The following is a 16,500-nucleotide window of genomic DNA, read 5'->3' on the forward strand; positions in this document are numbered from 1 at the left end:
GGCTGCCGCTGGATCAGGCGGCGGGTTCCGGCGCCTCGCGCAGTGCTGCCGATCGTGCTGTTCGGCCCTTCGCGGCCGTTCGTTGGTGGGGACAACGGCAAGCCGCGAGTTGGCCGTGCACGGCCCTGGCCGCCGCTAGGTCAACCGGCGTGTCAAGCGCTTGGTGCACCGCTCTGGTATGCCGCAGTCAGTCCGCGGTTGCGGAAGCAGGACAAGCCATGACCCGGCCAACCACACCGGTGCCTAACGCCGTGATCAGCCGGCGGCTCAGGCCGCCTCATGCAACGCCGCCAACAACACCGCAGCCCGCGTATCCACGTCCTCCGCCTGCAGTTCATTGGTGGTGAACGAAAACGACACCCCCCGCCCCGGCCACGCACCATGACGCCCGCCCCCAGCGCCGGAATGACCGAAAGCCCCCGGGTCGGCGCCGGTGGGCCCGTAGGTGCCGATCGGGTCGGCCAGTTCGAAGCCGAGGCCGAAGTGCAGAGGGCGGTCGTTGATCGCGTCGATGCCCTCCGACCACGTGCGGGTGGCCAGCGTCAGTACCGGAGAAGGCACGAGCGAGCCGGCCAGCAGCAGGTCGTAGAGCCGCGCCATGCTCGTGGCCGTGCCGACGCCGCTGCCGGCCGCGAGTTCGGCGCCGCGGTAGGCCGGGGAGTTCATGGTGTCGGTGGAGTCGAGCAGGCCGCGGTACATGCGTTCGACCACGCGGCGGCGGTCGTCGTCCTGCAGGAAGGTGCTGATGCGGTAGCCGGGTGCGCGCCGCAGGGTGGCGACGGGCACGGACGGCGGGGTGCCGAGGGTGAGGTCCAAGCCGTGCGGTGCGGCCAGCAGCTCGTGCAGCAGCGCGCCCACACCCTGGCCCGTGACGCGGCGGATCAGCTCGGTGACGAGGTAGCCGTACGTCAGGGCGTGGTACGCCACCCGTTTGCCCGGGGTCCACAAAGGATGTTGAGTGGCGAGCGCCAAGGCGCTGCCCGCGTTGTCGGTCAGCGCCACGTCGGCGTCCACGTACGGCAGGCCGACGGTGTGCGAGAGCACCTGGGCCACGGTGACGTCGGCCTTGCCCGCCGCGGCGAACTCCGGCCAGTAGCGCGCCACGCGTTCGCCCGGCCCGAGCTGGCCGCGCGCGGTGAGCATGGCGACCAGCGTGGCAACGATCCCTTTGGTACCGCTGAAGAGCACCACCCGCGTGTCCGGCGTCCACGCGACCCCGGCCGACGCGGACCCCGCGCACAGCGAGACGACCGGCTCACCCCGCCTGAACACGCTGAACCCGACCCCGCCCGACGTCTCCGCCGCGACCTGGCCGAACGCTTCGCGCACCGCTTCGAAGCCCGGCCGCACCTCGCCGCGGACGGTCATAACCGCGGTGTGGTGGCCAGGAGTTCGCCGGTGTAGGAGTGGGCGGGCGCGCTGAGCACGGACTCGACCGTACCCTCTTCCACGATCTCCCCGCCGCGCAGAACGGCGATCCGGTCGGCCACCTCGGGCGCGAGCGCGATGTTGTGCGTCACGAACAGCACCGCCATCCCGAGCTCGCGCCGCAGCTCACCGAGCAGCTCCACGATGGTCGCCTGCACCGACACGTCGAGCGCCGACGTGACCTCGTCGCACACCAGCACGTCGGGGGTCGTCACCAGCGCGCGGGCGATCGCCGCCCGCTGCCGTTCGCCGCCGCTGAGCTGGTCGGGCAGGCGGTCGGCGAGCGACCGGCCCAACCGCACGCGGTCGAGCACCTCCGCCACCCGCTCGCGCCGCTGCGGGCGCGAGAGCGACGTGAGGTGCACCAGCGGCACCTCGATCGACTGCGCGACCGTCCGGCGCGGGTTGAGCGAGGAGAACGGACTCTGGAACACGTACTGGATCCGCCGCCGCTCGTCGTTGCTGCGCTGGCGCGTGCCGGGCGCGAGCGGCGTGCCGTCGAGCGCGACGGTGCCGGTGAAACCGCGCGTGAGGCCCGCGACGCACTGCGACAACGTGGTCTTGCCCGACCCGCTTTCGCCCAGCAGCATCACGCATTCGCCGCGCGTCACCTCGAGATCCACGCCGCGCAGCACCTCCTGACGCCCGTACGCCAGGCGGATTCCTCGCGTGGCCAGCACCGCGTCCGACGGCGGCGGAGCGGCACCGGGCTCGGCCCCCAGATCGGGCACGGCCGCCAGCAGTTCGCGCGTGTACGCGTGCTCCGGCCGCTTGAGGACGTCCTCGGCCGGGCCGGTCTCGACCACCCGCCCCTGGTACATCACCGCCACGCGGTCGGCGAGCTGCGCCACCACGGCCAGGTCGTGGGTGATGTAGAGCGCCGCCACGCCGTGGCCGGCCGTGAGCCGCCGCACCGTTTCCAGCACGAGCGCCTGCGTCATCACGTCGAGCCCCGTCGTCGGCTCGTCGAGCACCACGACACTCGGCCGGCACGCGAACGCCATCGCGATCCCCACACGCTGCTGCTGCCCGCCCGAGAGCTCGTGCGGGTACCGCCGCCGATACGCCGGATCCGTGGGCAGGCCGACGTCGGTGAGCACCTCCGCCACCCGCTCCTCGACCGAACCGGCGTAACCGTGGGTCTCCAGCACCTCGGCGATCTGCACGCCGATCCGCAACGCCGGGTTCAGCGACAGCGCCGGGTCCTGCGGCACGTACGAAACCGTGGTGCCCCGCAGTTTCCGGCGGTCCGGCACGGGCAGCGAGAGCACGTCCACAGGCTCGCCGTCACGGGGGTGCAGCGTCACCGAACCGCCGGCTTCCACGAGCCCGCGGCGGAAGTGCCCGAGCGCGGCCAGCCCCGCCGTGGTCTTGCCCGAGCCGGACTCGCCCACGAGCGCGAGCACCTCACCCGGCGCGATGCGGTAGCCGACGTCGTGCAGCACCGTCCGGCCCGCGGTCGTCTTCACCCGCAGGCCGGACACTTGCAGCGCGAGCTGCGGATCTTCGACGGCCGTCACGAGTGGTCCTCCCGGGTGCGCCCGGCCGCGGCCGAGGCGAGCGAATCGGCCACGAGGTTCGTGCCGACGGCGAGCAGCGCGATCGCCACCACTGGGAGCAGCACGCCCCACGGCTGCACGACCAGCGCGATCCGGTTCTCGTTGATCATCAGGCCCCAGTCGGCCGTGGGCGGCTGGATGCCGAGGCCCAGGAACGACAGCGACGCGATGTAGCCGATGGAGTAGGTGAGCCGCAGGCCGAGCTCCACCATGAGCGGGCCGGTGATGTTCGGCAGGATCTCCCGCAGCAGGATCCGGCCGCGCGGTACCCCGTACATCTCCGCGGCCCGGATGTAGTCCTCGCCGCGCACCGCCACCGTCGCCTGCCGCGCGACGCGAGCCGTGCGGGGCGCGTGGGTGAGGCCGATCACCAGCACGAGCAGCCAGCCCTTCGGCCCGATCACCGCGATGGCCAGCAGCGCGATCACCAGCTGCGGAAACGACAGCAGCACGTCGTTGCCGCGCATCAGCAGGCTGTCGAGCCACCCGCCGCTGTAGCCGGCGACCAACCCGAGCAGCGCGCCGAGCACGATGCCCAGCACGGTGGCGAGCACCGCGTAGAGCAGCAGCGTGGTGCCGCCGGCGAGAAACCGCGTGAGCACGTCGCGGCCGAGGCCGTCGGTGCCGACCAAACCGTCGGGCTTGAACGGCTTGCCCGCGAAGTCCGTGGTGGTGTGGCCGGTGAGCACCGGCCCGAGCCACGGGCCGAGCAGGGCCACCAGCACCACGATCCCGGCCAGCGCCGTGCCGACCTTGGCCTGAGGGAAGGCCCACGCGGTACGCAGCAGGCCGCGGGCCCGCATCGGGGTTTCAGCGGCCGTGGTGGCCGGCGCCAGCTCGTCGTCGACGGCGGTCATCGGCTCGCCTCCGTGCGCAGCTTGGGGTTCGCGAGGATGCCGACCACGTCGGCGAGCAGGTTCACCACGATGTAGACCGCCGCGATGATCAGCGTCACGGCCTGCACCACGGCGACGTCGCGCTTGCTCACCGCGTCGATCAGCGACTGCCCGATGCCGGGGTAGCGGAAGAGGAACTCCACCACCACGACCCCGCCGGCCAGCCACGCGAGCTGCAGCGCCACGACCTGCGCGACGGGACCCACCGCGTGCGGCAGCGCGTGGCGCAGCAGCACGGTCCGCTCGCGCACGCCCTTGAGCCGCGCCATCTCCACGTACCCGGAGTCGAGGACCTCGTTCATGGTCGCCCGCATCATCCGGGTGATGTACGGCGTGACCACCAGCACGAGCGTCGCCACCGGCAGCACGAGCTGGCTCGGTTGCCGCCACACCGGTTCGCCCGGCGCGGCCAGCGTGACCGAGGGCAGGACCTTGAACACCGTGGTCGCGAACAGCACGATCAACGCCACGCCGATCACGAACTCCGGCAGCGCGGCGATCACCAGGCTGATGCCCGACACCGTCTGGTCCGCGGCGCGGCCGCGCCGCATCGCGCTCCACGTGCCCAGCGCCAGGCCCAGCGGCGTCGCGATCACCGCCGCGAGCACGAGCAGCACCAGCGACGCCACCACCCGATCGCCGAGCAGCGTGGTCACCGGGCCCTGCGTGGAGGTCGACGTGCCGAGGTCACCGGTGAACAGCCCGCCGAGCCAGCTGAGGTAGCGCTGCCAGACCGGCTCGTCGAGGTGCAGCTGGTGCTGCAGCACGGCGATCCGCTCCGGTGTCGCTTGCTGGCCGAGGATCGCGCGCGCCGGGTCACCCGGCAGCAGCAGCGTCGCGACGAACACGAGCAACGTGACCAGCCACAGCACCACGAGGCTCACGAGCAGCCGTTTCACGATCATGCGCGTCATCACGCACCTGCCTTTCCGGTGGCCGCCGGCGCCGTACCGAGCCAGGCCTCGCGGAACTGGTAGCCGGACAGCGAGATCCCCGTCCGGTCGGGCACGAGACCCGCGACGTAGACCTGGTGGGCGTCGACCTGGTCCACGAACCCCCACACGATGAGGCCGCCGCGCTCGTATTCGATCCGCTGCGCCTGCTTCAGCAACGCCGTGCGGGCGGCGGTGTCCACAGTGGCGCTCGCCCGGGTGACGAGGTCGCCGAACTGCGGGTCCTGCCAGTGGGTTTCGTTGTACGGCGATTTCGGCAGCGAGCCGCTGGCCACCTGCGGCAGGTAGTTGCGGGTGTACCAGAAGTCCTGCGCGAAGTCCCAGGACAGGTAGTTCTCGCCGTAGAACGTGGTGGTGTCCACCTTGCGGATGCGCACGGTCACGCCCGCCGCCTTGGCCTGCTGCTGGAACACCTGCGCCGCCTCCACCGCCCCGGCCTGGATGGGGGCGGTCACGAGCTCGATGTCGAGGTTCTCGTGCCCGGCCTCGGCCAGCAGCCGCTTGGCGGCCGGAATGTCCTGTCTGCGCTGGGGCAGCTGGGCGTCGTAGGCCGGGTCGAAGGGTGCGTAGAGGTCGTTGCCGGGCCGGCCCTGGCCCGAGAGCACCTGGTTGATCATCTGGTCGCGGTCCACGATCAGCCGCAGCGCCTGGCGCACCCGCACGTCGTCGAACGGCGGGCGGTCCACCCGCATCGTGAACGGCAGCCAGGTGCCCGTGGCCGAGCGCAGCACCCGCATGCGCGGGTCGCTGCGCAGCACGTCGATCAACGCCACCGGCACCTGGTCGATCGCGTCGACCTGCGACGAGAGCAGCGCGTTGATCCGCGCGTCGTCCTCGGCGAAGTTGATCAGCACCAGCTCGTCGAGGTAGGGCTCGCCGGGCCGCCAGTAGTGCTCGTTGCGCACGAACGTGCTCTGCAGCCCCGCGGTGAACTCCTGCAGCCGGAACGGCCCGGTGCCGATCGGCCGCTTCACGTCGAAGTCGGCCGGCACGATGCCGAGGTTGTACTGGCCGAGCAGGTCGTCGAACCCGGAGTTGGGCGCGGTGAGCCGGAACTCGACGGTGTGGTCGCCGGTCGGCACCACCTTGCCGAGCATGGTGAGCCCGGCCGCGCCGCTCTTCGGGTCCTTCGGGTCGGTGATCCGCTTGAACGTGGCCACGACGTCGGCCGGGGTCACCGGGCGGCCGTCGTGGAACCGCACGCCCTGGCGCAGCACCGCGGTCCAGGTCCGGGCGTCCGGCGACGACGTGAGCGATGCGGCCACCACCGGCTGCAGCTCGTAGTTGTGGTCGCGCAGCAGCAGTGGTTCGTAGAGGTTGATCACCCGCGCGATGTCGGGGTTGGTCGCGGGGATGTGCGGGTCGATCGTGTCGGACGCGCCGCCGCCGGTCACCCCGACGCGCAGGGTGCCGCCGCGCCGGGGTGGTCCGGTCGGCGCGGCGGCCGCGACGCCGGCACCCCCGCACGCGGCGAGCAGGGGAGCGGCGCCGAGCAACGCGGCGCCGCCGAGCGCGCCGGTGAGGAACCGGCGGCGGGAAAGGGAATTCGGCTCACATCGTTCTTCCATGGGTGTCTTCCGGTGGGAGGCGGGCCGGGTCGGGGTTCGGGAGAGTCAGGCGATGGCACGCCCCGCGTGGTCGGGGATCGGCGCGCGGTAGCCACCGAGCCGGTCGGCGACGGCTTCGGGGAACGGCGCCGCCCGGCCCCCGGCGACGTGCAGGCACATCAGTTCCTCCGTGGCCACGACCGCACCGCCGACGTGCAGCTCGTGCCAGAGGCGCACCTTCTTCGCGCCGACGGCCAGCACGGCCGTGGTCACGGTCAGCTCGGCCTCCGGCGCGACCTCCCGCAGGTACCGCACGTGCGCTTCCACGGTGTAGAGCGAAGCGCCGGTGGCCGCGCGGTAGGCGGCGTCGAGACCGACCGCGTCCATCAGCGCCGTGGTGGCGTCGCCGAACACCAGCACGTAATAGGGCTCGGAGAGGTGGCCGTTGTAGTCGATCCACTCGGGACGGACGCGGTCGTGGTGGATCAGCGGCTCACCCACGGCGGGCCTCGGCCACGGCCCGCTGGATCGCGATGATCGCGCGGTCCCGCTCGGCCACCAGGTCGGCGATCGTGCGCGGCGCGGCCTCGTCCTCGCAGCCGGCCACCACGGCGTCGCGCAGCTCGGGCGTGAGCTCGGGTGCCTCGAGCCGGGTCCACGGCGCCTTCAGCGACGGTCCGAAATGGTCCAACATGTGCGCCATGCCGCCTTCGCCGCCGGCGAGGTGGAAGGTGAGCATCGGTCCCTGCACGGGCCAGCGCAGGCCCGGCCCGGCGGTGATCGCGGTGTCGATCTGCTCCACCGTCGCCTCGCCGTGGGCCACCATGTGCAGAGCCTCGCGCCAGAGCGCCTCCTGCAGCCGGTTGGCGATGAAGCCCGGCACCTCCGCGTCCATGGTGATCACGGTCTTGCCGACGTGCCGGTAGAACTCGCTCGCCCACGCCACCACCCACGGCGCGGTGAGCTCGCCGCCGACCACCTCGACCAGGGGAATGAGGTAGGGCGGATTGAACGGGTGGCCGACCACGAGCCGCTCCGGCGTTTGCGCCGCCACCTGCATCTCGGTCATGCCGTAGCCCGAGGTCGACGACGCGACGACGACCCCGGCCGGCGTCACGGCGTCGATGTCGGCGAGCAGCTTCTGCTTCAGCGCCAGGTCTTCGGGAGCGCTTTCCTGCACGAACCCGGCGCCCTCGACCGCTTCGGCGAGCGTGCTCGTGACGGTGAGCGCTTCGCGGCTCGCGCCCTCGGCCAGGCCGAGTGAGGTGAGTGCGGGCCACGCGGCGTCCACGAGCCGGCCCAGCTTCGCGGCGGCGTCGGGCGCCGGGTCCCAAGCCCGGACGCGGTAGCCGCGGGCGAGGAAGTGCGCGACCCAGCCGCCGCCGATCACCCCGGCGCCGACGCACGCGACCGTGTCCACAGTGGAGACTTCCGGCAGTGCTCCGGACGGTGCCTCAGACAACAGCCCGCTCCTTCAAGCCGAGGATCTCGCGGGCCCGCGCGGGGCTCGCGATCGAGGCACCCAGGTCGCCGACGATCCGCACGGCCCGCTCCACCAGTTGCCCGTTGGTCGCCTTCACCCCGCGCGCGAGGTACAGGTTGTCTTCCAGACCCACCCGCACGTGGCCACCGAGCAGCACCGACTGCGCCACCCACGGCATCTGGTCGCGCCCGATCGCGAACGACGCCCACTGCGCGCCCGCGGGCAGCAGCCGCACCATCGCCTGCAGCAGACCGGGGTCCGCGGGCGCGCCGTACGGGATGCCCATGCACAGCTGGAACAGCGGCGGGGCGTCGATCAGCCCTTCCTCCACCATCTTCGAGGCGAACCACAGGTGCCCGGTGTCGAAGATCTCCAGCTCCGGCTTCACGCCGAGCTCCTGGATGCGCTTCGCGCCGATGCGCAGCATGTCCGGAGTGGACACGTACAGCTGGCTGCCCTCACCGAAGTTGAGCGAACCGCAGTCGAGCGTGCAGATGTCGGGCAGCAGCTCCTCGACGTGCGGGAGCCGGTCGAGCGCGCCGACCAGATCCGTCCCGTCGATCGGCTTGAGCGGGTCCTCCTCGTCGAGCACGAGGTCACCGCCCATCCCGGCGGTCAGGTTCACGACCACGTCCACTCCGGACTCGCGGATCAGCCGCACCGCTTCCCGGTACAGCGCCACGTCCCGCGACGGCGCCCCGGTTTCGGGCTCGCGCACGTGGATGTGGACGACGGCAGCGCCCGCGTTCGCGGCTTCGATCGCGCTCGCGGCGATCTGCGCCGGCGTGACCGGCACGTGGGGACTGCGGCCGACGGTGTCACCGGCGCCGGTGAGGGCGCAGGTGACGATGACCTCGTGGTTCATCAGGCTCCCTTGACGATCGACCTTTCGATGAAGTCGTGCAGGTGCTTGCGCATGGTGGCCACGGTGCTGCCCGGCTTGCGGGTGAGCACCTGGATGCCGAGTCCGTCGATCAGCGCGGTGAGCTGCTCGGTGGCGGCCTCGGGATCGGCCACTCGGAACACCTTCTGTTCCTGGCCGGTGCGGATGGTCATGAGGATCGTCCGGTGCCAGCGGTCGTAGGAATCGGTGTAGAGCGACCGCAGTTCCGGGAAGAGGGCGACCTCGTTCCACACCTGCAGCCAGACCGACCATTCGGCGCGCAGCAGGCCGTCGGCCGGCAGTTGCAGTTCGACCAGCTTGAGCAGCCGGTCGTGGGCGCCGTCGACGGCGTGCAGCTCGGCGACCTGGCGGTCGAACGCGAGCTTCACGTTGCGCCGCAACGCTTCATTGAGCACTTCGGTCTTGCTGGGGAAGTGGTAGTGGATGGTGGCCGTGCTGGTGCCACACGCCTTCGCGATGTCCGCGATGCGCACCCGGTGGTACCCGCGCTCGGCGATGAGCCGCCACGCCGTCTCGAGGATCCGTCGCCGCGGCTCGGATTGCGTGTGGTGCTCGGGATCGCTCTCGGGCCGCGCGGCGAGCGCGGGGACCGCCGTCACGGTCTTCGCGTCGTCACTGCCGTTGAGCAGCCAGTTGACCGTGACGCCGCAGTACTCGGCGACCCGGACGAGCTCGTGCGGCGAGAACCGGCGGGTGCCGGTGAGCGCCTTCGACAGCTTCGTCTCGTCGAGCCCGATGGCAGCGGCGAACTGCCGCTGGGCTCCCGGCATGGACCGGATGAGCTCCCGGACCCTGGTCCGCAGCTCCTCCGACTCGTCCATGCCGCAAGACCGTAACCCCGCGTTGCGATTATCGCAATACACGCGCCACCGGTGGCGTACCGTTTGCCGGGTTTCGTTGTCAGGGAACGGAAGTGTGATTAACCCCTGACTTCCGCGTCAGCCGGGTCCCCGGTTTGACCACCGGCGGCGCGGCGGCTAACGTCCGGAACGCCGGACCGAATCCTTCGCACCACCAGGAAAACCATGACCGCCGCACCACCGGGTGCCGTTCGCACCGAGGTCGTCGACGGCGTGCTCGTGGCGACGGTGGACCGTCCGGCCGGGAACGCCATCGACTCCCGCGTGAGTTTCGAGCTGTACACGGCGTGGGCCCGGCTGCGCGACGATCCGTCGGTGCGCGCCGGAGTCGTCACCGGTGCGGGACACGAGTACTTCTCCGCCGGCTGGGACGTCGCGCCGGGGATCGGCGGGCTGGCCGGGGTCGCGGACTTCTTCCGCGTCGGCAAGCCGATGATCGCCGCGGTGAACGGGGTCGCGCGCGGCGGCGGGTTCGAGCTGGCCCTGATGACGGATCTGATCGTGGCGGCCGAGCACGCCGAGTTCGTGATCCCCGGTGGGCTCGGCGGGCCAGGTGAGCTCGGTTCGGCGGTGCCGGCGCGACTGTCCGAAGAGGCCGTTCACGAGCTGCGCCGCACCGGCGGCACCCTCACCGCCGCAACGGCCGCGAAGTTCGGTGTGGCGCACCGGATCGTGCCGGCCGGCACGGAACTGGCCGTGGCGCTGGATCTCGCGCGGCTGCTCGCCAGCACGCCCGGCGCGGCCGCGGCGATCAAGGAGATCGGCCTCGGCGCGCACCGGGCGGACGGCGACTAGGTCAGCCGACGTTCTCCCGCGGCACCACCGTGAACCGCCGCAGTTCGAGCGCCGGGTTCGTGGTCCGGACCTGCGCCAGACGGTCGGCCGAGACCTCGGCGACCGCGACCCCAGGCGCTTCACCCAGCGAAGCGGTCACGACCCCCATCGGGTCCACGATCAGGCTCGACCCCGACCCCATCGGCGCGATCTGACCGGCCGCGGCGACGTACACGGTGTTCTCGATCGCGCGCGCCTTCACCAGCGTCGTCCAGTGGTACTCCTTGAGCGGCCCCGGCACCCACTCGGCCGGCAGCAGCACGACCTGGGCGCCGGCGTCGACGAGCCGGCGCGTGACCTCCGGGAACCGCAGGTCGTAACAGGTCTGCAGCCCGAAGGTGAGGCCCGCGGCCTTGAACGTGGCCGGTTCGGTGATCTCCCCGGCCCGGATCACGTCGGACTCGCGGAAGCCGAACGCGTCGTACAGGTGGAGCTTGCGGTACAGCGCGGAGAACTCGCCGTCCGGACCGGCCGCCACCAGCGTGTTCCAGATCCGGCCGCCCTCGGGCAGTGCCTCGTTCATCCCGGCCACCACGGTGATGCCGCGGTTCGCGGCGAGCTCGCGCAGCCCGGTGGCGAACGGGCCGTCGAGGTGCTCGGCCGAGGCCACGAACCGATCGTCCACCTTGGGCACGGTGAACATCGAGTACTCCGGCAGCACCACCACGTCGGCACCGCGGTCGGCGGCCTCGCCGGCGAGGCGCGTGACGTGCGCGAGGTTGGCCGGTTTGTCGTCGGTGGGCGCGAACTGCGCGACGGCGACGTGCACCATGGCGAGGGTCCTTTCACGAGTGACGGCGACCGTCACCAATATGTGTACTCCGTGTATACACGACGGATCAGGGCCCGGTCCAGGGGTGTAGGCTCGCCTGCGCGCCGACGCGGGTGCGCGACGAGGGGAGACGCAGTGACCACCACCGCACCGGGGCCGGTCCCGGTCGAGGGCGGCGGACCGGCTCGGGATCGGGTGTACGCCTGGCTGCGCGACGGGATCATCTCGGGCGAGCTGGAGGGCGGACGGTTCCTCGACGAGCTGTGGGTCTCCGGGGTGGTCGGGGTGTCGCGGACGCCGGTGCGCGAAGCGTTCCACCGGCTCGAAGCCGAGCGGTTCATCAGCCTGCTGCCGCGCAAGGGCGCGCAGGTCCGCACCGTGACCGCGCGTGAGCTCGAAGAGGTCTACCAGAGCCGCCGGCTCATCGAAGGCCACGCGATCAGCGAGGTCTGCGCCGCGGGCCGGGGCGCCCCGGCCGAGATGGCCGAACTGGCCGACGCGCTGGTGCGCGCGGGCGCCGAACGCGATTGGTTCGCTGTGTCCGGTTTCGACCGGCAGTTCCACCGCGCGATCGTGAACGCCGCCGGCAACACGGTGCTCACCGAGTTGTACGACACACTGCGCTCGCGCCAGCAACGCGTCGCCGTGCGCGCGCTGGAGGCGCGGCCCGAACGGCTCTCGATCATCGACGCTGAGCACCGGCAGCTGGTTGCCGCGCTCGACACCGGCGACGCGGAAACGGCGTTGCGGGTGCTGCATCAGCACTTGCGTCCCGTTTCCGAGGTGGTTTCGGCCCTCGACCGGACCTGAGCGGTGCGCGCCGACGGCCGCGCGAGCCGTCGAATGATAGGAAGGTCGAGTGACCGAACCGAACTCGATCGACGCCGCCGCTGACGAGGCCGTCACGCTCACCAGCGACCTCATTCGCATCGACACCACCAACACCGGAGATCCCGACACCCTGGTCGGCGAACGCGCCGCCGCCGAGTACGTGGCCGAACAGCTCACCGACGCCGGCTACGAGATCACCTACGTCGAGTCCGGCGGCGCGGACCGCCACAACGTGATCGTCCGGCTGCCCGGCGCCGATCCTTCGCGCGGGGCCCTGCTGATCCACGGCCACCTCGACGTGGTGCCCGCCGACCCGTCCGAGTGGTCGGTGCACCCGTTCTCCGGCGCCGTGCAGGACGGCTACGTGTGGGGCCGCGGCGCGGTCGACATGAAGGGCATGGTCGGCATGACCCTGGCGCTGGCGCGCCACTACAAGATCCACGGCATCGTGCCGCCGCGCGACATCGTGTTCGCCTTCCTGGCCGACGAAGAGGCCGGCGGCAAGTACGGCGCGCAGTGGCTCGTGGAGCACCGCCCCGAGCTGTTCGAAGGCGTGACCGAGGCGATCAGCGAGGTCGGCGGCTTCTCGATCACGCTCAAGGACGACGTGCGCGCGTACGTGATCGAGACGGCGGAAAAGGGCATCCGCTGGATGAAGCTGCGCGTGCGCGGCACGGCGGGCCACGGCTCGATGATCCACCGCGACAACGCGGTGACCAAGCTCGCCGAGGCCGTCGCGCGGCTCGGCAACCACCGCTTCCCGTTGGTGCTCACCGATTCCGTGCGCGAGTTCCTCGCCGGGGTCACCGAGATCACCGGCTGGGACTTCCCCGAGGACGACCTCGAGGGCTCGGTCGCCAAGCTCGGCAACATCTCCCGCATGATCGGCGCGACCCTGCGCGACACCGCGAACCCGACGATGCTCACCGCCGGCTACAAGTCGAACGTGATCCCGTCCTTCGCCGAGGCCGCGGTCGACTGCCGCATCCTGCCCGGGCGCATCGAGGCGTTCGACCGCGAGCTCGACGAGATCCTCGGCCCGGACATCGAGAAGGAGTGGATGGAGCTGCCGCCGGTGGAGACCACCTTCGACGGCGCGCTCGTCGACGCGATGACCGCCGCGGTGCTCGCCGAGGACCCGGGCGCGCGCACGCTGCCGTACATGCTCTCCGGTGGCACCGACGCGAAGTCGTTCCAGCAGCTCGGAATCCGCAACTTCGGCTTCGCCCCGCTGAAGCTGCCGGCCGACCTCGACTTCTCGGCGCTCTTCCACGGCGTGGACGAGCGGGTGCCGGTCGACGCGCTGAAGTTCGGCACGCGCGTGCTCGACCGCTTCGTGCGTTCGTCCTGATCGCCGGAATCCCGCCGACGTGCCCGCGTTCACCCTCGCCGACGGGACACCCCTGCACCTCGTGCGCTGGGGTGACCCGTCGGCCGGGGTGACCGTGGTGCTGCTGCACGGTTACGCGCTCGACCGGCGCAGCTGGAGCCGGATCGCCCCACTGCTGCCGGAAGCTCTCGACGAGCCGGTTTCGGTCGTCGGCTACGACCACCGAGGCCACGGCCGGTCCGGTCGGGCCGGGCGTGCCACCGCGACCATGGCGCAGCTCGGTGACGATCTCGCCGAGGTCCTCGACCGCGCGGTGCCGGAGGGCCGGGTCGTGCTCGTGGGCCACGACATGGGCGGGCTCGCGATCATGTCGCTCACGCAGCGCCATCCGGAGCTCTTCGCCGCGCGGGTGGCCGGGCTGGTGCTGCTCGCCACCTCGTCCGGGCGGCTCGCCACGGAGGCGTCGGCGGCGTGGCCGGGCGCTCTCGGGATGCTGGCCCAGGACCTGGAACACGTGCTGGGCGCGAAGCTGTTCGGCCTGGTGCGTGAGCACACGAGCCGGGCGGTGAGCGCGGGGCTGCGCTGGTGGCTCTTCGGTGACGACCCCGATCCGGAGCTGGTGGAGCTCACGGTGACGATGATCCGGCGCAACTGGCCGCACACCGTCGCGGTGTTCCGCCCGGCCCTCGACGCGTTCGCGCGGGACGCGGCGCTGGCCCGTGTGGGGTCCCTGCCGGTGACGGCGATCGTGGGGGAGCGGGACCGGATCGTGGCGGCCGCCGACGTCGAGCACCTCGTCGGCGGGCTCGACCACGGGACCGCCGTGGTGCTGCCGGGGGTCGGGCACGTCGTGCCGCTGGAGGCCGCGGCCCAGGTCCTGCCGCGGATCGTGGCGCAGGTGCGCGAGGCCTACCGACAACAAAGAGATTCTTGACAACTCAGTTTGTCGGTACGACGATGGGGACATGTTCCCCGTTGCGGTGATCGAAGACGCGGCCGCGGCCGAGGTGTCGCTGGACCCGGTCCGCGCCCGGCTCCTGGCCGAGCTGGCCGAACCGGCCTCGGCGACCATGCTCGCGGCCCGGGTGGACCTGCCCCGGCAGAAGGTCAACTACCACTTGCGCGCGCTGGAGAAGCACGGCCTCGTGGAGCTGGTGGAGGAGCGGCGCAAGGGCAACGTCACGGAGCGCATGATGCGCGCGACCGCGGCCTCCTACGTGATCTCCCCGACCGCGCTTTCGGCGGTGCAGCCGGATCCGGCGCAGTCGCCCGACCGGTTGTCCGCACGGTGGCTGCTGGCCGTGGCCGGCCGGCTGGTGCGCGACGTCGGGATCCTGATCACGGGTGCGGCCAAGGCGCGCAAACGCGTCGCGACGTTCGCGCTCGACGGCGAGGTGCGCTTCGCCTCGGCCGCGGACCGGGCCGCGTTCGCCGAAGAGCTCACCGCCGCCGTGACCACGCTGGTGGCCAAGTACCACGACGAGGGCGCCGAAAACGGGCGCGCGTTCCGCGTGGTCGTGGCCGTGCACCCGAGCATTCCCGCCGAAGCCGCCGAGCCGGCCGGCACCGACTGAGCAGGGGGACAGACCGATGGGCAAGGATTTCGAGCTGCACGACTCGGCTGAGGTGGCCGCCACGCCGGAGCAGATCTGGGCCGCGATCTCCACGGGCCCCGGCATCGACTCGTGGTACCTGGGCCGCAACGAGGTCGAGGGCGGCGCCGGCGGCGTGATCCGCGGCGCGTTCGCCGGCTACGAGCCCGAGCACGCCATCACCGCGTGGGACCCGCTCGAGCGGCTGGTGTTCGGCAGCGAGGAAGCCGACGGCCGCAAGATCGCGTACGAGTTCCTGATCGAAGGCCGCGAAGGCGGCAGCTCCGTGCTCCGGTGCGTCACGAGCGGCTTCCTGCCCGGCGACGACTGGGAGGAGGAGTTCGAGGCGATGACCGCCGGCGGCGCGCTGTTCTTCCGCACCCTCGTCGAGTACGTCACGTACTTCGCCGGTCGCACGGCCACGCCGATCACGGCGTTCGGCCCGCCGGTCGCCGACTGGGACCGGCTGTGGCGAGCCCTCGGCGCCGAGCTCGGGCTGCCGGGCCGGGCCGAGGAGGGCGACCGGGTGCGGGTCGAGCTCGGCGACCGGGCCGTCGAAGGAGTCGTCTACTCCGTGAGCGAGCAGGTCGTGGCCGTGCGCACGGCCGACGCGCTGTACTGCTTCCTGCAGGGCTTCCGCGGCCCGCTCGTCGCCTGCCACCACGTGTTCACGACCGAGGGCGGCGACGAGCGGAGCTGGCAGGAGTGGCTCGGGCGGGTCACCGGCTGAACCGGGACCGCGAGTGGGTCACGAGGTCCTCGGCTTGAGCGCCGAGGCGATCCTGGCTCGCTGCTCCAGCAGCACCGAGTAGGGCGGGCCGAGGGAATGTCCTCCGTCGACCTGGAGGCTGTGCCCGATCACGGAGCCGGATTCGTCGCTCGCCAGGTACACCGCCGCGGCGGCGACGTCGTCCGTGGTGCCCGCGCGCGGGGTCGGGCTGACCTCCTTCACCAGCGGCGTGATCTTTTCGCCCACCACGGCCAGCACCTCGGGCGTCTCGGCTTCCTCGTCGCCGTAGCCGGCGACCTTGGCGAAGATCCCGGTCGTGACCCCGCTGACGCTGACACGTTCACGTCGAACACCCGCCGGAAGCCGGCCGGCTCCACGTCGGTGACCGAGCTGATCGTGGCCGGGGTCCCGGCGTTGTTCACCAGCACGTCGAGGCCGCCGAACCGCTCCGCGGTGGTGTGGATCAGGTCCTCGACGTCGGTGTCCACCGACACGTCGGTGCGGTGGAACCGGGCCGCCTCGCCCAGCTGCCGCGCGATCGCGCGGCCGTTGTCCGCCCGGCGCCCGGCGAGCACCACCTGAGCCCCCTCGGCGACGAAGCGGCGGGCGATGGCGGCACCGATTCCGCTGGTGGCGCCGGTGACCACGGCGACCTTTCCGGCGAGCCTGTTCATGTTCACCCTCTCGGCACGGTTCAGCCGAACGGTCGTGCCGCCGGCTGAAAACCTGGTGGTACGCGAAGATCCACCGCGTACGTCAAGGGGCCGGATCAGGGTGAACA

The 16,500-nt window shown here is 71.8% G+C and carries 18 protein-coding genes; 6 read left to right on the forward strand and 12 right to left on the reverse strand.

Going from position 1 to position 16,500, the window contains the following annotated elements; translation table 11 throughout:
* Positions 1–267 precede the first annotated feature (267 nt).
* From VSH64_RS12495 to VSH64_RS12535, 9 genes are read right to left on the reverse strand one after another with little or no spacing between them, the layout of a single operon-like run.
* Entirely contained in the window at positions 268–1,368 is a 1,101-nt protein-coding gene (locus VSH64_RS12495; RefSeq protein ID WP_326835733.1) for a serine hydrolase domain-containing protein, read from the reverse strand.
* Entirely contained in the window at positions 1,365–2,948 is a 1,584-nt protein-coding gene (locus VSH64_RS12500) for an ABC transporter ATP-binding protein (protein WP_326835734.1), read from the reverse strand. The genes VSH64_RS12495 and VSH64_RS12500 overlap by 4 nt, the downstream gene beginning before the upstream one ends.
* The gene (locus VSH64_RS12505) at positions 2,945–3,844 is read right to left on the reverse strand and encodes an ABC transporter permease (protein WP_326835735.1); all 900 of its coding nucleotides are present in this window, start codon (positions 3,842–3,844) and stop codon (positions 2,945–2,947) included. Before VSH64_RS12505 ends, VSH64_RS12500 begins: the two co-directional genes overlap by 4 nt.
* On the reverse strand, positions 3,841–4,797 hold the full coding sequence (locus VSH64_RS12510; protein WP_326835736.1) for an ABC transporter permease: 957 nt from the start codon (positions 4,795–4,797) through the stop codon (positions 3,841–3,843). The genes VSH64_RS12505 and VSH64_RS12510 overlap by 4 nt, the downstream gene beginning before the upstream one ends.
* On the reverse strand, positions 4,797–6,404 hold the full coding sequence (locus VSH64_RS12515; RefSeq protein WP_326835737.1) for an ABC transporter substrate-binding protein: 1,608 nt from the start codon (positions 6,402–6,404) through the stop codon (positions 4,797–4,799). Before VSH64_RS12515 ends, VSH64_RS12510 begins: the two co-directional genes overlap by 1 nt.
* Before the next feature lie 45 nt (positions 6,405–6,449).
* On the reverse strand, positions 6,450–6,884 hold the full coding sequence (locus tag VSH64_RS12520) for a thioesterase family protein (RefSeq protein WP_326835738.1): 435 nt from the start codon (positions 6,882–6,884) through the stop codon (positions 6,450–6,452).
* Positions 6,877–7,845, reverse strand: a complete 969-nt coding sequence (locus VSH64_RS12525; protein WP_456062094.1) for a 3-hydroxyacyl-CoA dehydrogenase NAD-binding domain-containing protein — start codon at positions 7,843–7,845, stop codon at positions 6,877–6,879. The genes VSH64_RS12520 and VSH64_RS12525 overlap by 8 nt, the downstream gene beginning before the upstream one ends.
* Entirely contained in the window at positions 7,838–8,731 is an 894-nt protein-coding gene (locus tag VSH64_RS12530; protein WP_326835739.1) for a BKACE family enzyme, read from the reverse strand. Before VSH64_RS12530 ends, VSH64_RS12525 begins: the two co-directional genes overlap by 8 nt.
* Entirely contained in the window at positions 8,731–9,591 is an 861-nt protein-coding gene (locus tag VSH64_RS12535; RefSeq protein ID WP_326835740.1) for a TetR/AcrR family transcriptional regulator, read from the reverse strand. The genes VSH64_RS12530 and VSH64_RS12535 overlap by 1 nt, the downstream gene beginning before the upstream one ends.
* A 204-nt stretch (positions 9,592–9,795) precedes the next feature.
* Here VSH64_RS12535 and VSH64_RS12540 point away from each other — a divergent pair, with 204 nt between their 5' ends.
* Positions 9,796–10,425 carry an enoyl-CoA hydratase-related protein gene (locus tag VSH64_RS12540; RefSeq protein WP_326835741.1) on the forward strand — a complete coding sequence of 210 codons (630 nt, stop codon included), beginning with the start codon at positions 9,796–9,798 and terminating at the stop codon, positions 10,423–10,425.
* A gap of 1 nt (position 10,426) precedes the next feature.
* Here VSH64_RS12540 and VSH64_RS12545 read toward each other — a convergent pair whose 3' ends face one another.
* Positions 10,427–11,236 (reverse strand): carbon-nitrogen hydrolase family protein, encoded by an 810-nt coding sequence (locus VSH64_RS12545; RefSeq protein ID WP_326835742.1) that lies wholly within the window; start codon positions 11,234–11,236, stop codon positions 10,427–10,429.
* Between the two features lie 135 nt (positions 11,237–11,371).
* Between VSH64_RS12545 and VSH64_RS12550 the strand changes: the two genes are divergently transcribed.
* The 5 genes from VSH64_RS12550 to VSH64_RS12570 are packed head-to-tail and all read left to right on the forward strand — an operon-like array spanning position 11,372 to position 15,719.
* On the forward strand, positions 11,372–12,046 hold the full coding sequence (locus VSH64_RS12550) for a GntR family transcriptional regulator (RefSeq protein ID WP_326835743.1): 675 nt from the start codon (positions 11,372–11,374) through the stop codon (positions 12,044–12,046).
* A 49-nt stretch (positions 12,047–12,095) separates the two neighbouring features.
* A complete protein-coding gene (locus VSH64_RS12555; protein WP_326835744.1) occupies positions 12,096–13,418 on the forward strand; it encodes a M20/M25/M40 family metallo-hydrolase in 1,323 nt (440 codons plus the stop codon).
* 19 nt (positions 13,419–13,437) lie between these two features.
* Positions 13,438–14,331, forward strand: a complete 894-nt coding sequence (locus tag VSH64_RS12560) for an alpha/beta fold hydrolase (RefSeq protein WP_326835745.1) — start codon at positions 13,438–13,440, stop codon at positions 14,329–14,331.
* Positions 14,332–14,362: 31 nt separating this feature from the next.
* Entirely contained in the window at positions 14,363–14,971 is a 609-nt protein-coding gene (locus VSH64_RS12565) for an ArsR/SmtB family transcription factor (RefSeq protein ID WP_326835746.1), read from the forward strand.
* Between the two features lie 16 nt (positions 14,972–14,987).
* Positions 14,988–15,719 (forward strand): SRPBCC family protein, encoded by a 732-nt coding sequence (locus tag VSH64_RS12570; protein WP_326835747.1) that lies wholly within the window; start codon positions 14,988–14,990, stop codon positions 15,717–15,719.
* 18 nt (positions 15,720–15,737) lie between these two features.
* Here VSH64_RS12570 and VSH64_RS12575 read toward each other — a convergent pair whose 3' ends face one another.
* Together VSH64_RS12575 and VSH64_RS12580 are read right to left on the reverse strand one after the other, a co-directional pair.
* Entirely contained in the window at positions 15,738–15,968 is a 231-nt protein-coding gene (locus tag VSH64_RS12575; protein WP_326835748.1) for an SDR family oxidoreductase, read from the reverse strand.
* Positions 15,938–16,393 (reverse strand): SDR family NAD(P)-dependent oxidoreductase, encoded by a 456-nt coding sequence (locus VSH64_RS12580; RefSeq protein WP_326835749.1) that lies wholly within the window; start codon positions 16,391–16,393, stop codon positions 15,938–15,940. The genes VSH64_RS12575 and VSH64_RS12580 overlap by 31 nt, the downstream gene beginning before the upstream one ends.
* Between the last annotated feature and the right edge of the window lie 107 nt (positions 16,394–16,500).

The sequence above is a fragment of the Amycolatopsis rhabdoformis genome (assembly GCF_035918295.1).
GTDB classification, from domain to species: Bacteria; Actinomycetota; Actinomycetes; order Mycobacteriales; family Pseudonocardiaceae; genus Amycolatopsis; species Amycolatopsis rhabdoformis.

What these genes read in the sequence shown, in the direction of transcription:
- VSH64_RS12495 (WP_326835733.1), bottom strand. Translation starts at nt 1,368, where the DNA reads ATGACCGTCCGCGGCGAGGTGCGGCCGGGCTTCGAAGCGGTGCGCGAA.
- VSH64_RS12505 (WP_326835735.1), bottom strand. Translation starts at nt 3,844, where the DNA reads ATGACCGCCGTCGACGACGAGCTGGCGCCGGCCACCACGGCCGCTGAA.
- VSH64_RS12510 (WP_326835736.1), bottom strand. Translation starts at nt 4,797, where the DNA reads ATGACGCGCATGATCGTGAAACGGCTGCTCGTGAGCCTCGTGGTGCTG.
- VSH64_RS12515 (WP_326835737.1), bottom strand. Translation starts at nt 6,404, where the DNA reads ATGGAAGAACGATGTGAGCCGAATTCCCTTTCCCGCCGCCGGTTCCTC.
- VSH64_RS12530 (WP_326835739.1), bottom strand. Translation starts at nt 8,731, where the DNA reads ATGAACCACGAGGTCATCGTCACCTGCGCCCTCACCGGCGCCGGTGAC.
- VSH64_RS12535 (WP_326835740.1), bottom strand. Translation starts at nt 9,591, where the DNA reads ATGGACGAGTCGGAGGAGCTGCGGACCAGGGTCCGGGAGCTCATCCGG.
- VSH64_RS12540 (WP_326835741.1), top strand. Translation starts at nt 9,796, where the DNA reads ATGACCGCCGCACCACCGGGTGCCGTTCGCACCGAGGTCGTCGACGGC.
- VSH64_RS12545 (WP_326835742.1), bottom strand. Translation starts at nt 11,236, where the DNA reads ATGGTGCACGTCGCCGTCGCGCAGTTCGCGCCCACCGACGACAAACCG.
- VSH64_RS12565 (WP_326835746.1), top strand. Translation starts at nt 14,363, where the DNA reads ATGTTCCCCGTTGCGGTGATCGAAGACGCGGCCGCGGCCGAGGTGTCG.
- VSH64_RS12570 (WP_326835747.1), top strand. Translation starts at nt 14,988, where the DNA reads ATGGGCAAGGATTTCGAGCTGCACGACTCGGCTGAGGTGGCCGCCACG.
- VSH64_RS12580 (WP_326835749.1), bottom strand. Translation starts at nt 16,393, where the DNA reads ATGAACAGGCTCGCCGGAAAGGTCGCCGTGGTCACCGGCGCCACCAGC.